Here is a 14892-nt window from a genome sequence, read left to right on the forward strand (position 1 = left end):
CGGCAGACATTGCCTTCCCAGACAGCGGGAGCAGGTGTATTCAAACCAACATGTAAGTCAGCAGGACCAACAGGATCGTCGCTATGGCCATGGCCAGCAGCGGTCTCCAGGCTCTGCGCAAATCTTTGACATGAACATTCAATCCGAGGCCTACCATCGCCATCGCCAGCAGAAAGGAGGCGATTTGCGACAACGCATCCTTGAGCGGAAGGGGAATAATCGGCTGTCCGGTATATTCCCAACTGCCCAGCATGCTTGCTGCCATAAAGCCTATGAGAAACCAGGGAAACTCCGGTCTGGCCTTGCTTTCATTCGGATGCGTTCGCTTCATCCAGAGCACCAGGACGACGCTCAGGGGCAGGAGCAGGAAAACACGGCCAAGCTTGGCGAGCAGGGCGAGCGTCAAGGCTTCCTCGCCGGCGGATGCTCCCGCAAGCGCTACATGAGCGATTTCGTGAAGGCTTACGCCCGACCAGATTCCGAACTGGGCATCGGATAAGGGCAGTGACGGCTGTATCAAGGTATAGAGAATGGCAGCAATCGTACCGACAAAGGCAATCATCCCTGCCCCAAGCGCGGTATCCTTTTCCTTGGCTTGCACGATGGGCGATACGGCTGCAATGGCAGCCGCCCCGCATACGCCTGTTCCAATTCCAAGCAGCAGGGACAGGGACATATCCGCCTTAAGCCGCTTGGCGATGAGCAGTGTCACGGCGATGGCAAACACAACGCTGATGACATCCCTCAGCATGAGCCCAAGGCCTTGTTGCCATACGATGCCGATATTCAGCTTTAACCCATACAATATAATGGCCAGACGAAGAAGCCGCTTGGCCGTAAATTGGATTCCGGGCCGCAGCGCCTCCGGATAGCCGCGAATCTGGCGGTACACGGCGGCAATCAGGATCGCCCAAGCCAACTGGCCGAGATAGCGAAGACCTGGAAGGTTTGCGAGCGCTAAGCCGATGAGGGCGATGGCCAGCGTAAATGCGATGCCGCCGATGACAGCCGTCATCGACGGGGTCTTCGGGGCTACTGCAGGGCCGGTCTTGGCGGCTTGCGATTGGGAATGCGCAGGTTCAGCCATAAGTCATAACCTCCGGTTTGTTCGGTTGGTCTGAACCTATCGTATCCCACTTTATTAAATAAGAAAAATAAATCATAATGATAGTAATGATAAGTATTTGATTATGATAATATGGAGCTGTCCAACATAAACGAATGTATAGGGAGGAAGAGGGCGAGGAAATGGATCAGGCGTTAGAGGTATTTGTGACCGTCGTTGAGAAAGGGAACTTTACCCGGGCAGCGGAGGAGCTGCTTATGACGCAGCCTGCGGTAAGTCAATATATCCGGGCATTGGAGCGTTCCCTGGGGACGCGGCTGCTGGATCGGAGCAATAAATATGTTCGACTGAATAAAGCGGGAGAGATCGTATATCATCACGCGAAGGAGATCCTGGGGTTATATACGCGCATGAACACCCTTGTGGATGATGTGATGCATCGGGCAAGCGGCGATTTGTCGATCGGATCCAGCTATACCTTCGGCGAGTATCTGCTCCCCCGTATGATCGCTTCCTTGAGACAGCAGTATCCGTTAATCCGTCCTACCATCACCATCGGAAACACGGCCGAAGTGGCGGAAATGATCCTGCGGCACGAGGCGGATGTCGGTATCGTCGAGGGAGATTATCAGGACGAGCGGCTGCATATTGAGGCGTTCGCCGAGGACGAAATGGTCGTTGTCGTTCCGCGCGGGCAGCGCTATGACCCGTGGTCTGAAATCCCGCTGGCGGAGCTTCAAACGGAGACGTGGATCTTGCGCGAGCAGGGCTCAGGCACCCGCGAGGCGACGGAGCGAATGTTCGCTGCTAGCGGCTTTCATCCCCGGCATGTGGTTGAATTCGGCAGCACACAGCTGATCAAGGAATCAGTCGAAGCAGGCTTAGGCGTCACGCTGCTGTCACGATTTGTGGTTCGCAAGGAGCTTCAGCTCGGCACCCTCCATATGCTGAAGCCGAACGGGAGGCCCGTGATTCGCCGCTTCTCCCTCATTTCACAGAAGACTCCCTATCATACGAAAGCCGTGGAAGTATTTCTCGAGCTGCTTAGGAGCAGACAGGGAATGTACTAAAATATACGTAAGCGGTTCTTCCATCGATCGCGAAAATCAATAAGTCATTTACATGAGGATTTTGCAAAAATCCAAAGAGTGACCTTCATTGCAACATCCTAATATCGCAGGATATCGCAGCATCCTTCTTTACGGAGGATGTTTTTTTGCGCTTGGATGATTACAATGCCAAGAAAAGGTTAAAACTAGATACTAAAACTACTAGAACTATATAGAATGAACCAAAAGAATGAGATCGGAGCAGCAGCGATTTGCAGGAGAATTTTAGCGCACTTGCCCTGCATCCCGTTCAATCGTTCATCTTATATAGCATGCGATTCAAGATGTTCATCAACATTCGGTTCATATAAGGGGGGAAGACGATGAGAACGTGGAATACCATTGCGCTCTTGCTGCTGATCATTGGCGGCATCAACTGGCTGCTGGTCGGCTTGTTTCAATACGATCTGGTCGCCGCATTGTTCGGCGGACAGAGCTCTGCAGGCTCGCGGATCGTTTACACGATTGTGGGACTGTGTGCGCTGTACTCGATCCGATTCTTCGGTGACGTCACCAATGATGATCGAAGAACAGCAAAATGAGTTAATTTATATAACATAAAACGTAATATCCGTGATAGAAAGTGGATTGTTTAAAGGCCGCCCCAACAAAAGGGAGCGGCTTTTTTATGTGTGAACGGTGATGTAAACCTTGTGCATGGATTTGGACGTACAGGACAAAATCAACATATCATGCGGAATGAACCTAGTTGTATCAAGGGGATTTCAGCATTTCATTTCGATTAAAACGACATATTTACGCGAAGAGGGGGGTCCCCTAGAATGAAAACAAGCAACAAGCACAGATTTGAACAGATGGCAATTTGGTGTTACAAAACATTACACAACTAAACATTCTGCATCTGTGTAATCACACGAACGAAGAACAGCCTGCTTCTCCAAATAAGAGAAGGCAGGCCGTAACTGAAGACAATCCATTTAGAGAAAGGGGGCTTTGAGAGAGGGCGATCATTCAAGAGCGAGCGCCTTATGCATCGCATCCAGCAGGCTGTGTGTCGCATCGCAGCTGTATTCCCAGAACATGATCCCTGCAAGCCGCTGCTCCTTTACGTAATGGCATTTATGCGTTAACGACTCGGGATCATCGTAGCTGATGAAGCTGCTGCCGTCGAACAGGTAAGGGGCCTTCGCCTCGTCGTCCCAATGCCGTGTGAAGGCGGGATTGTTCAAATATTGAGCCGCAAGCTCCGTATAAGTCGGACCGTAACCGCCTGCGGCCGGAGCGACCTGGAGATATCCGTTGTTTACGTTCGGCACGTTGTTCCATCGTCTCGAATAGAAGGCAGCTCCGATGACGATTTTCTCGCGCGGCACCCCCGCCGCGGTGAATAATCGGACCGAGGCGTCCGCACTGATCCGGAACAGATCGCCGGTGGACGTATACAGATTCGCATGGTGCCCGGTGTATGTCTGGAAGCCGCCGCGCATGTCGTAGGTCATCAGCTGTATGAAATCCAGAAAGGGGTGGATGAGGTCGATCTCGGTTCCATCTATATAATACTGATCGGCTCCTGCGGCAATGGTCAGCATATAGCGGCGGTGCTTCTCCCGCCCGAACCGGTCCAGAGACTCTCTGAGCGCCTGAAGCAGCAGCGTGAAATTCCGCTTGTCGTCAGGCGAAGCGGAGGTGCCCGCAACGGAGTAGCAAGGGTACTCCCAGTCCAGGTCGATTCCGTCAAAGGGGAAGTTCTCCAAAATTTCATTTGCCGATTCGCATAGGCGTGTTCGTGCATCCGGCGAGGCGGCTGCCTCGGAGAAGCCGCTGGAGCTCCAGCCGCCGACCGACAGCAGAACCTGAAGCTTAGGGTTAACCGATTTCAGCCGGCGGATTTCATCGGCAGTCTCCGGATGGGGGTACGAAATGGTGCCTTCCCGGATGTGGGCAAAAGCTACATTCAGATGGGTGAGTCGCAGCGCGTCCTCTGCCGTAACCTCGGAGAGAACCTTGCGTCCCGCATATCCGGCTAAAATCCAAGGGGATTCCGTCATGAGTTTCAACCTCGTTTCAATAAAATATGTGAGATTTGCGATACGGCTGTTTTTTTGAAGCTTAGCGTTCCTATCCAGCATCTGTCAAGACAGCGCGAATCGTTTGCACAGTATGCCAAAGCGTTGGCTGCGGTCAAAATCAACATGTTTTCCTTGGCCGAAATGACAATGACAAGCTGCGCAAAAACGACCAAAACCGCGTAGGATCAACGATTGTAGCCGCTTACAACGACCATTGAAAATGACATATTTACGGATCGGTACGCAGTCCATACACTTGGGATGTAAGCGTTAACATTTTCCGGTGCGGCAAACCCGCAGATGAGGAAGTGTGCTCAAGGAACCTCTTTCCTTACATTTGAACAGGGGTGCTTATCCTTAAAGCGAGCGTTCAAAAAGTCGGTTTATCAGCACTTTGATTGGCTTCGAGATCAGAAGGCGGCTTTTTGAACAACCTCTTAAATTGACCGGATTTCCATTAGAAGAGGAGGGAGAAACCGATGCAGCAAGATGGCCACACCGCCCTGTCGCAGAGCATATCGGTTAACACAACGGCAAGCCGCAAGAAAAATACCTTATGGAGGAGGATGGTCCGAAACTGGGAGCTGTACCTGTTTATCGCCCCCGCATTTCTGTACTTTCTGATATTCCATTACGGGCCGATGTACGGGATACAAATCGCCTTTAAAAACTTCATCCCGACATTAGGGATAACGGGAAGCCCGTGGGTCGGATTCGACCACTTCGTTCGCTTCTTTAATTCTTATTATTTCTGGGACCTGCTCTGGAACACGCTGAGCATCAGCTTGTACGAGCTTGCTATAGGATTCCCGCTGCCGATCATTCTGGCGCTTGCCTTTAATGAGGTGAGGGACTCGTTCTTCAAACGGACGGTACAGACGGTAACTTATGCACCGCATTTTATTTCGGTGGTCGTCATGTCCGGTATGATTATTACCTTCTTGACGCCTTCGACGGGCATGATTGTCAATCTGGTGGAGTTTCTTGGATTCACACCGCCCCAATTTTTGACCGACCCTGCCTGGTTTAAGACGGTGTACGTGCTGTCCGGGGTTTGGCAGAGCACGGGCTGGGGAACGATCATCTACCTGGCAGCCTTGTCGGGCGTGGACCCGCAGCTGCATGAGGCTGCCGTCGTCGACGGTGCCAGCCGGTTCAAGCGGATTCTGCACATCAATCTTCCGGCGATCGTTCCGACCATTACGATATTGCTGATTTTGAATATGGGAAGCATCCTGGGCGTCGGCTTCGAGAAAATCCTGCTTCTCCAGAACCCGCTTAATATGGAGTCGTCCGATGTCATCTCGACCTTCGTTTATCGCTCCGGTTTGGTGGATGCGCAGTACAGCTTCTCAACAGCCGTCGGCTTGTTCAACTCCGTGGTCAATGCGATTCTGCTGCTCACGGTCAACCAAATTGCGCGGCGCACCAGCGAAAACAGTCTGTGGTAGAAGGAGGAATTACGCATGGCATCCGGAGTTAAAGAAAGCAACGGAGATAAACTGTTTCTATTTTGCAACTATCTGTACTTAACGATCGCGTTGGTCATTGTTCTGTACCCGCTGCTGTATATCGTCAGCGCATCGATCAGCGATCCGAAGGCCGTCGCCTCGGGCGAAATGTGGCTGTTCCCTAAAGGAATTACCTTCGAGGGCTATGCTCGGGTGTTCGAGAACCAGAATATCTGGATCGGCTACAAGAACACCATTATTTATACCGTGATCGGAACGGCGGTCAACCTGCTTGTCACGCTGCCGGCCGCTTACGCGCTCAGCCGGAGCGACTTTGTAGGCCGTGGATTCTTCATGGCGATGTTCTTGGTCACGATGTTTTTCGGCGGGGGCCTCGTTCCGAGCTACCTGCTCGTCAAGGATCTCGGCATGATCAACAGCATGTGGGCGCTCATTTTGCCGGGAGCCGCTTCGATCTGGAACATTATCGTTGCACGGACGTTCTTCCAGTCGACCATTCCGAAGGAGCTGCAGGAAGCCGCTCATATCGACGGATGTACGAATTTCCGGTTGTTCATCAAAATCGTGCTGCCGCTGTCGATGCCAATCATCGCCGTCATGGCGCTCTTCTATGGCGTCGGGCACTGGAACAGCTATTTCAGCGCCATGATCTATCTGAACGATGCGGCGAAGTATCCGCTGCAGCTCTTCCTGCGCCAAATTCTGGTTCTGCAGGAGATGGCGGCCCAAGGCGGAGGAGCCATCGACATTTCATCGGCTGCCGCCATGAACTCGAAGGCCGAAATCGCCGCACTGGTCAAATATGCCGTCATCATCGTCGCGACGGTGCCAGTTATTGTCATCTACCCATTCCTTCAGCGTTACTTTGTGCAGGGTGTTATGATTGGTTCTGTAAAGGGCTGATCTTAAACCATAATCTACACCAAAAAAGGGGAGTTGTTGTTATGAAGAAGCTTCGTAAGGCATCATCCGTTTTACTCTGTCTTACCTTGTCGGCAGCCATGCTTGCAGCCTGTGGTTCGCCTAAGGGAGACGGCGGTTCTGCCGCACCTTCCGGAACGTCCAGCAGCACGGAGGTCAAGAAGGAAGGCTTCCCGATCGTCGATGAGCCGATTACGCTGACGGTCATGTCCCAGGATGCCGGGGTGGCGGACTGGAAGACGATGCCTGTCCTGCAAGAGATGGAGAAATTGACGAACATCAAGCTGGAGTATCAGCTCTCGCCGATCGACAGCTTCGAGACGAAGAAGAACCTGGTGTTTGCAAGCGGTGATCTCCCGGATATGTTTTACGCTGCGGATTTGAAGCCGGCTGAGCAGGTAACTTACGGCAGTCAAGGCATCCTGATTCCGCTTGAGAAATACATTGATGAAGGCTATGCCCCGAACATCAAGAAGGTTCTGGATGCGCATCCGGATGTGCGCAAATCATTTACGACACCGGACGGCCATATGTATGCACTGCCGTTTATCGATACCGCAGCGGTATGGTACCGCGGACCGATGTGGTATAACGGCAAGTTCCTAAAGGCGCTCAATGTCAGCGAGCCGAAAACGACCGAAGAGCTGTATACGTTCCTGAAGCGCGTGAAGGAAGAGGATCCGAACGGCAACGGCAAGAAGGACGAGATTCCGCTGACTTCCGTCAAGCTGGATGACCTGCGGATGTACTTCTTCGGCTTCTGGGGCATGTACAACGAAGGCATCTATGCCGACAAGGAAGGAAAGGTGCATTATCCTTTCCAAGAAGAAGGCTATAAGGGCTACCTGACATTCATGAACCGTCTATGGAAGGAAGAGCTGCTGGATCACGAAACCTTCTCCCAGACGGCAGACCAGAAAAAAGCCAAAGGCGAAAACAATCAGCTCGCATTATTCAACGACTATCATCCGTACTTCACCCTGGGTGGCGAGCCTAGCACCGAGCATCCGCTCATGACGCCGGTGAAGAGCGAAATCGAAGGATCTCCGGTATACGGCAAGCATCCGGGCATGTCGGCACGCGGCACGTTCGCCATTTCCAGCAAGAACCCTGCCCCTGAAGCGACCATGCGCTGGATCGACTACCTCTACAGCTATGAAGGTTCGACGCTGTTCAATCAAGGACCTGAAGGCGTGCTCTGGAAGTTCAAGGATAAAGAGAACCGCGTGAAAGAATGGCTTCCTGTTCCGGATGGCGGCGACCGTGAGGAATACCGCGGTAAAATCACGCCAAACTACGGCATTCTGACGCCGGGCATCAACGATCCTGAAGTGGCGAAAGGGCTGCGTACCGAATTTGATGAGTGGATCGATCAGCAAAACCAAGAGAAGCTGGTGCCGATCGGCAAAGCTCCATTCCCTAACGTGTATTTGACCAATGAGGAGCAAAGCGAGGCTACGGCGTTGATGTCCGATCTGGACACTTACGTCAAGCAGATGGAAGCGAAGTTCATCACGGGCCAAGAGCCGCTTGAAAATTGGGATAAGTATGTAGCGCAGGTTAAGAAGATGGGCGGCGACCGCATCGTCGAGCTGTACCAAGGCGCTTACGACCGCTGGAACACCAATAAATAATACAGATCTATAACAAGAACAACAAAAGGCCAACATATCCCGGTCTAGGCTTTCAGACCGGGGGTTGGCTCTTATTTTTAAACGGATGAATGAGGAATGCAGCGAAACCGGCGAGCGGCTTGCGGACCGCCCGAAGCGAATCGCCCGGTGACGAACAATCAACCTACTCGGAGGTATTAACATGTCGGAGAACAAGCTGATCGAAGAAGAGCAGCCGGTCGTGGAGGCAGGCGTCCACAATTACAGCAGTGAAGACAAATGGGTCAAGCCGGAGGATCCGCTGCTGCTGGAGCGTCTTGAATGGTTTAAGGACCAGAAGCTGGGGCTCATGATGCACTGGGGCCCTTATTCCCAGCTGGGGCTCGTTGAATCCTGGGCGCTTAGCGATAAGGATGCGGAATGGTCGCGTGACGGAATTGACTGGGACATCGACGCGGAGGAGCTCAAGCGGCAGTATTTTGACTTGAATAAAACGTTCAATCCGCTGCGCTTCCAGCCGGACCTGTGGGCGGACCTGGCCGCCGATAACGGCTTCAAGTATTTGAATTTTACGACGAAGCATCATGACGGCTTCTGCATGTGGGATACCCATACGACCGACTACCGGATCACGGGCACGGATTGTCCGTTTCATCGGCATAAATACGCCGATATCACCAAGAACCTGTTCGATGCGTTCCGGGCAAGGGGGCTTGGCATCTCCGCCTACTTCTCCAAAGCCGATTGGCATACGCCTTACTACTGGGCGCCCGGCATGGAAGCCGGCAGCTTCACGTCGCGGGGGCCTAGCTATAATCCGAAGGAATACCCTTGGTTATGGGAGCAATTCGTCCAGTTTACGCATCAGCAAATCATGGAGCTCATGACAAGGTATGGCCGGATTGACGTGCTGTGGCTTGACGCCGGCTGGGTGAATGATTATCGGGATCAGAACATCCGGCTGGGCGAGGTCGTGGAGAAAGCGCGCGAGATTCAGCCGTGGCTTCTGTCGGCGGACCGGACGGTCGGCGGACCTTACGAGAATCTCATTACGCCGGAGCAGACGCTGCCTGAGCGTGCCCTGCACGTTCCTTGGGAGAGCTGCATCACGATGGGAACGTCGTTCTCCTTCCGGTATGAGGACCGTTATAAATCGGTGCGCCAGCTGATCCATCTGCTCGTGGAGATCGTGGCCAAGGGCGGCAATCTGGCGCTCAACATCGGGCCCCAGCCGGACGGAAGGCTGCCGGAGACGGCGATCTCACGGATGAGGGGCATGGGCGAATGGCTGAAGGTATACGGCGATGCTATCTATGGCACGCGGACCTGCGAGCCGTATTCCGTCCAGAACGTGCATTTTACTCAAAAAGGGGACACAACGTACGCCTTCTATCTGTACAAGGACGAGCAGGAGGAGGTTGCCGGGGAAGTGCATCTTCCGCTTCAGACAGAGCCGAGCCGTATCGACCTGATCGGCGGCCAGGAGGTGCTGGATTACCGCCGGACGGAGAACGGAATCGCGGTACGGCTGCCGGAGAGGGAGCTGCATGGGGCGGCGCCGATCGCTCATGTGTTCCGGATCCGTTAAGGGATAGGCCGACAGCTCGGGAAGCTTAAGAAAGCTACAAGTACATCGGGGAAAGGTGCGGACGATATGCAGCCATGGTTTGAGGAGGCGAAGCTGGGGATCTTTATCCACTACGGCATCTACGCGGTGGACGGGGTCTCCGAATCCTGGTCCTTCTATAACGGAAGGATCAGCTATGAGGAGTATATGAAACAGCTGGACGGCTTTACGGCATCGAAATTCGATGCCGAGGCTTGGGCGGATCTGATCGAGAAATCCGGCGCGAAATATGCGGTGCTGACGACAAAGCACCATGACGGCGTTGCATTGTGGGATACGCAGTACAGCGACTTGAATGTGGTCAAGCGGACGCCTGCGAAGCGGGATATTATCAAGGAATATGCCGAAGCGGTGACGAAGCGGGGGCTTCGGCTCGGGATGTATTTTTCGCTGATCGACTGGTCGCATCCGGACTATCCGAGCGTGTATGAAGGAGGCCGCGTTCCGGAAGACCTCGGGAGCGTCAACCGATTCTCTAGCCCGGTGGACGGCGTTCAGGATGAGGAGAGATGGCAGAGGTTCCTTCAATTTAACAATCAGCAGCTGCGCGAGATTCTGACGAATTACGGGAAGGTGGACCTGCTGTGGTTCGACGGGGACTGGGAGCGCAGCGCCGAGCAGTGGAACCTGCCGGCATTCAAGGATTATTTAAAGTCCTTTAATCCGGATCTGATCATCAATTCAAGGCTTCAGGGGCATGGCGATTACAAGACGCCGGAGCAGGGCATTCCGATCACGAGGCCGGAGGGGCCGTGGGAATTCTGCACGACCATCAATACATCCTGGGGCTACGTGCCGACGGATCACAAGTACAAATCGCTGAATCAGATCATTCGGATGTTCTGCGATTGCATTTCGATGGGCGGCAATATGCTGCTCGATATCGGCCCGCGGGAAGACGGCACGATCGACAAGCGGCAGGAGGACATTCTGCTCGGTCTGGGCGACTGGATCCGGACGCATGAAGAGGCCGTATTCGGAACCGGGGAAGGCATCATGACCCGTTATTATCTAGGGGGAAGCACCATTTCGAAAGACCGCAAGACGCTGTACCTGTTCGTCTATGACGATCCGAAGGAGAATGTATGCCTGAAAGGTCTTTGCAACCCGATCAAGAGGATTACGGTGCTGCATTCGGGCAAGGAGCTGACCCACGAAATTCATGGCGGGGTGCCATGGTTCAACATTCCGGGAACGACCTGGATCCATATGACTCCGAAGATGCTCATGAACAGGTAACGGTGCTGAAACTTGAGTTTGACGAAGAGCTGGAGATGTACGGCGGCTCCGGAGCCGTTGTCACCCATAACTAAACAATCGCCGGGAGGGCGCGGGTTATGCAGCCGGCGCCTCCTCCCGGGTCAAACGGAGGGAATGAAATGAACCGAAGCGGAGTGCCGGAGCCGCAGATCGAATATGCTCCGAAACATTACATATGCCGTCGTGCGAAGGAGCCCCTTGAGCTGGATGGACGGATCGATAAGCCGTTCTGGGAAGCGGCGGAATGGACCGAGGATTTCGTGGATATCGAGGGGGATCTTAGGCCGAAGCCCGAAAAGCGGACCCGGGTCAAAATGCTGTGGGATGACGAGTATTTCTACTTCGCGGCGGAGCTGATCGAGGATCAGATCTGGGCAACGCTGACCGAGCGGGACTCGGTGATCTTTTACGACAATGATTTTGAGATTTTTATCGATCCGGACGGGGATAGTCATCAATATTACGAGTTCGAAATCAATGCGCTGAATACCGTATGGGATCTGCTGCTGGTCAAGCCGTACCGGGACGGCGGGCCTCCGGTCAACGGCTGGGATATCGCAGGGCTAAAGACCGCCGTGCATATCGACGGAGAGCTGAACCGTCCCGGGGCGGATAACCGGAAGTGGAGCGTGGAAGTGGCGATGCCTTGGAGCAGTCTGCGGGAATGTGCGAAGGAGGGGCGTCCGCCGGTGCCGGGTGAATTCTGGCGCGTTAACTTCTCCCGCGTGGAATGGCGGACAGAGGTGCAGGACGGCGAATACCGCAAGGTGCTCAATCCGGAGACAGGCAAGCCATACCCGGAGGACAACTGGGTCTGGTCGCCGATGGGCATCATCAATATGCATTATCCGGAGCTGTGGGGCTACGTCGTCTTCGCGGAGGGCGAAGCGGGCTCGGGCTTTGAATTGCCAAAAGACGAGCGGATCAAATGGGAGCTCCGCAAGCTCTATTACCGCGAGCGCAATTATTACGAAGGGCATGGCGAATTCACAAAGGATTTGAAGCTGCTGATGGGCGAGGATTCATGGAGCATCGAGCCCGTCATCGAAACGACCCGCGGCCTGTTCCAGATCACCGCACCGTCCTCGGACGGCAGCGCCGTGATCTGTATACGGGAAGACGGGAAGCTGTGGAAGGAGTGAAAGCCGATATGACCATTCAAACCTCCGCATTTTCATTGGAACCCGATATGCGGGAGACCATCGAGGCGAAATTCAAAGAGAAGCTGATCCTGGGTGAGGCCAGAAAGCAGGAGCTGTTCGGCATATTTGACCAAGAGCTGACCGAAGAGGAAACGTGGGCTTTGAAGTATCTATACGCCTACATGCCGGTGAATGACATGGCCGATTACGACGGGGAGCTGTTCCTCAGCCATGTGCGCCGGACGCTGGCGATCCGAAAGCAGGTGCCTTGGGGAAATCGAGTGCCGGATCATCTATTCCTGCACTTCGTGCTGCCTTACCGCGTCAACACGGAAAATATCGAGGATTCCCGCGGCATTCTATATGATGCGCTGGCAGAGCGAACTTCGCGGTTATCGATGAAGGATGCCATTCTCGAGACCAATTACTGGTGCCATGAGAAGGCAACGTACATCGGGAGCGATCTGCGGACGATATCGCCGCTGACGATGATTCGGAACGCGCGCGGACGCTGCGGCGAGGAATCCACGCTCGCGGTAGCCGCCCTGCGCAGCATCGGCATCCCGGCCCGTCAAGTATATACGCCGCGCTGGGCCCATTGCGACAGCAATCATGCCTGGGTGGAGGCATGGGCTGACGGGCAATGGTATTACATCGGCGCATGCGAGCCGGAAGCCCGCCTGAATCAAGGCTGGTTCAGTCCGCCCGCACGGCGAGCGATGCTGATCAACACCCGGATTTTCGCCGATTACCCTGGACCGGAGGATATTACGCTGGCCGATAAGTGGTTTACCGAAATCAATCTGCTCGAGAATTATGCAAGAACACGCACGATCCATGTCAAAGTCAAGGATAACAACGGGGCACCGGTGGCCGGCGCCGAGGTGCGTTTCGAGCTGTATAACATGGCGGAGCTGTATCCGATTGCGATTCTGCCGACCAATGAGCAGGGGGAAGCTTCGTTCAAGACGGGCTATGGCGACGTGCTGATCCGTGCCGTGAAAGACGGCGCTTGGGGCGAGCATAAGCTGGGCGCCGGGGACGGAGAGCAGGTGCAAATCGTGGTCGCCGAAGCGGCGCAGCCGGTCGGTACGGTTGATTTCGATATGGTTCCTCCTCCCGAAGCTCAGGGGGATGCCGATGAACAGCCGTCCGAGGAGGAGCTGGAACGCCATAACCGCCGCTTGGAGGAAGGGACGAGGATCCGGACCGAATACGAGGATACCTTCCTGAAAGCCGAGGAGGCGGAGAGCATCGCCCGCGGACTCGGGCTGCCGCCGGAGCGGGTGTGGGACGTCCTGCATAAAGCCCGGGGCAACAGCAGAGAGATTGCCGCTTTCCTTGAAGAGCAGTCCGGCGAGTATGGCGAGTGGCCGCTGCGGCTCTTGGAATCTCTGAACGAGAAGGACTTGATCGATACCTTCCGGCCTACGCTGAACGATCATTTGGCCGGTGCGATGGAGCATCAAGGGAGCTGGGCGGAGGAACTGTTCGTCCCATACATTCTCTGTCCGCGCGTATCGTTTGAAATGCTCGTGCCGTATCGCCGTTTGTTCCAGGGGACCTTTACCCCTGAAGAGATCGCAGCCTTCCGGGTAACGCCGGCGAAGCTTGCAGGCCGCCTGGCGGATGGCTTCGAGCTGTGGGAGGACCTTCCTAATCTGAAGGGGAAAGGCAACCCGGCAGGCACCTTCCGATTGCGGAAGGGCGATTCGGAGTCGCTGGACATTCTGTTCGTCGCCGTATGCCGCAGCTTGGGCATCCCGGCGCGGCTGCACCCGAGCGAGCAGAAGCCGCAGTACTGGCATAACGGCGCTTGGGAAGAGGCTTCGCTGCAGCCGGACGCTGCCGGCAGCGCTGATCGTGAGGCGAATCAGGAAGCCGGCGGATGGGGTCTCTTGCGTCTGTTAAAGGATTCGAATGCCGGACAGGACGTGCCGTCCGCCTCCTACGGCGAGAACTTTTCGCTCGCCCGCCTTACGAACGGCGTATATAAGACGCTGATTTATCCATACGGCATGTCTAACGTATATGATGATCCGTTCGAGGTCGAGGCAGGGGCTTATCGCTTAACGACCGGTGTCCGTCTCAAGGACGGCACGGTTCGAGTGCGCTTCACCTATTTTACAGTCCGTGCAGACGGAACCGCTGCGGTATCCTTGACGTTCCGCGACACCCGGGAAGAGATTCCGGTGCTCGGCACGCTTACGCGCGAGCATGGGCTGGCCCTGCTTGATGGAAAGGCTGCGCTTATGGGAGACCTGTTGGGTGCCGAAGGCGCGATAGCCGCTTGGCTTGAGCCGGAGCGCGAGCCGACGAAGCATCTGCTCCGCGAATTGAGTGAGCTGGCGGAGTCGCTGGATCAGCTTAACGTTCCGATTGTCCTGGTGATCGGAGAGAAGGAATGGACCGCTTCGTTCGATCCTGCCAGCTATCCGAAGCTGCCGCAGCGCACGGTGTTTGCGCGTGACGCCAGCTACTCGGCCCTGCCTGATTTCATCTCGAAATCGCCGGCCCGCGAAGCCGGATTTCCGCATCTGTTCGTGCTGGACAGTCAGGACCAGATCCGGTATACGGCTTCAGGCTATAAGATCGGTACGGGCAAGGAAGCGCTGCGCATACTGTCGGGAATATCCTCTTAAAATGGAGAGC

Annotated in this window: 10 protein-coding genes and 1 pseudogene; 9 read left to right on the forward strand and 2 right to left on the reverse strand. The window is 54.7% G+C overall.

Annotation, left to right across the window (positions count from 1 at the left end; genetic code table 11):
* Positions 1-40 precede the first annotated feature (40 nt).
* Entirely contained in the window at positions 41-1087 is a 1047-nt protein-coding gene (locus NST44_RS06805) for a YeiH family protein (RefSeq protein WP_340898483.1), read from the reverse strand.
* 161 nt (positions 1088-1248) lie between these two features.
* On the opposite strand from NST44_RS06805, the gene NST44_RS06810 reads away from it, so the two are divergent.
* Together NST44_RS06810 and NST44_RS06815 are read left to right on the forward strand one after the other, a co-directional pair.
* Positions 1249-2136 (forward strand): LysR family transcriptional regulator, encoded by an 888-nt coding sequence (locus NST44_RS06810; protein WP_340898484.1) that lies wholly within the window; start codon positions 1249-1251, stop codon positions 2134-2136.
* Positions 2137-2498: 362 nt separating this feature from the next.
* Complete coding sequence (locus NST44_RS06815) at positions 2499-2717, forward strand: DUF378 domain-containing protein (protein ID WP_007128916.1); 219 nt, start codon at positions 2499-2501, stop codon at positions 2715-2717.
* 426 nt (positions 2718-3143) lie between these two features.
* Here the strand turns inward: NST44_RS06815 and NST44_RS06820 are convergent, their stop codons facing one another.
* A complete protein-coding gene (locus NST44_RS06820; RefSeq protein WP_340898487.1) occupies positions 3144-4184 on the reverse strand; it encodes a glycoside hydrolase family 18 protein in 1041 nt (346 codons plus the stop codon).
* 500 nt (positions 4185-4684) lie between these two features.
* On the opposite strand from NST44_RS06820, the gene NST44_RS06825 reads away from it, so the two are divergent.
* From NST44_RS06825 to NST44_RS06855, 7 genes and pseudogenes are all read left to right on the forward strand, one after another.
* Positions 4685-5656, forward strand: coding sequence for an ABC transporter permease (locus tag NST44_RS06825; RefSeq protein ID WP_007128914.1), 972 nt, complete (start codon positions 4685-4687; stop codon positions 5654-5656).
* Positions 5657-5671: 15 nt separating this feature from the next.
* On the forward strand, positions 5672-6580 hold the full coding sequence (locus tag NST44_RS06830; RefSeq protein ID WP_007128913.1) for a carbohydrate ABC transporter permease: 909 nt from the start codon (positions 5672-5674) through the stop codon (positions 6578-6580).
* Between the two features lie 41 nt (positions 6581-6621).
* Positions 6622-8232: an extracellular solute-binding protein gene (locus NST44_RS06835; RefSeq protein WP_007128912.1), complete on the forward strand. Its 1611-nt coding sequence runs from the start codon at positions 6622-6624 to the stop codon at positions 8230-8232.
* A gap of 181 nt (positions 8233-8413) precedes the next feature.
* Positions 8414-9799: an alpha-L-fucosidase gene (locus NST44_RS06840; RefSeq protein WP_210094047.1), complete on the forward strand. Its 1386-nt coding sequence runs from the start codon at positions 8414-8416 to the stop codon at positions 9797-9799.
* Positions 9800-9865: 66 nt separating this feature from the next.
* Positions 9866-11151, forward strand: a pseudogene (locus NST44_RS06845) (alpha-L-fucosidase).
* A 66-nt stretch (positions 11152-11217) separates the two neighbouring features.
* Positions 11218-12240: a carbohydrate-binding family 9-like protein gene (locus NST44_RS06850; RefSeq protein ID WP_144879839.1), complete on the forward strand. Its 1023-nt coding sequence runs from the start codon at positions 11218-11220 to the stop codon at positions 12238-12240.
* Between the two features lie 8 nt (positions 12241-12248).
* Positions 12249-14882, forward strand: a complete 2634-nt coding sequence (locus NST44_RS06855; protein WP_007128908.1) for a transglutaminase domain-containing protein — start codon at positions 12249-12251, stop codon at positions 14880-14882.
* Positions 14883-14892: the final 10 nt, after the last annotated feature.

Origin of the sequence: Paenibacillus sp. FSL W8-0919, assembly GCF_038003785.1 — a bacterium.
In the GTDB taxonomy this organism is placed as follows: domain Bacteria; phylum Bacillota; class Bacilli; order Paenibacillales; family Paenibacillaceae; genus Paenibacillus_AQ; species Paenibacillus_AQ lactis.

What these genes read in the sequence shown, in the direction of transcription:
- NST44_RS06815 (WP_007128916.1), top strand. Translation starts at nt 2,499, where the DNA reads ATGAGAACGTGGAATACCATTGCGCTCTTGCTGCTGATCATTGGCGGC.
- NST44_RS06835 (WP_007128912.1), top strand. Translation starts at nt 6,622, where the DNA reads ATGAAGAAGCTTCGTAAGGCATCATCCGTTTTACTCTGTCTTACCTTG.
- NST44_RS06840 (WP_210094047.1), top strand. Translation starts at nt 8,414, where the DNA reads ATGTCGGAGAACAAGCTGATCGAAGAAGAGCAGCCGGTCGTGGAGGCA.
- NST44_RS06855 (WP_007128908.1), top strand. Translation starts at nt 12,249, where the DNA reads ATGACCATTCAAACCTCCGCATTTTCATTGGAACCCGATATGCGGGAG.
- NST44_RS06810 (WP_340898484.1), top strand. Translation starts at nt 1,249, where the DNA reads ATGGATCAGGCGTTAGAGGTATTTGTGACCGTCGTTGAGAAAGGGAAC.
- NST44_RS06830 (WP_007128913.1), top strand. Translation starts at nt 5,672, where the DNA reads ATGGCATCCGGAGTTAAAGAAAGCAACGGAGATAAACTGTTTCTATTT.
- NST44_RS06850 (WP_144879839.1), top strand. Translation starts at nt 11,218, where the DNA reads ATGAACCGAAGCGGAGTGCCGGAGCCGCAGATCGAATATGCTCCGAAA.
- NST44_RS06825 (WP_007128914.1), top strand. Translation starts at nt 4,685, where the DNA reads ATGCAGCAAGATGGCCACACCGCCCTGTCGCAGAGCATATCGGTTAAC.
- NST44_RS06820 (WP_340898487.1), bottom strand. Translation starts at nt 4,184, where the DNA reads ATGACGGAATCCCCTTGGATTTTAGCCGGATATGCGGGACGCAAGGTT.
- NST44_RS06805 (WP_340898483.1), bottom strand. Translation starts at nt 1,087, where the DNA reads ATGGCTGAACCTGCGCATTCCCAATCGCAAGCCGCCAAGACCGGCCCT.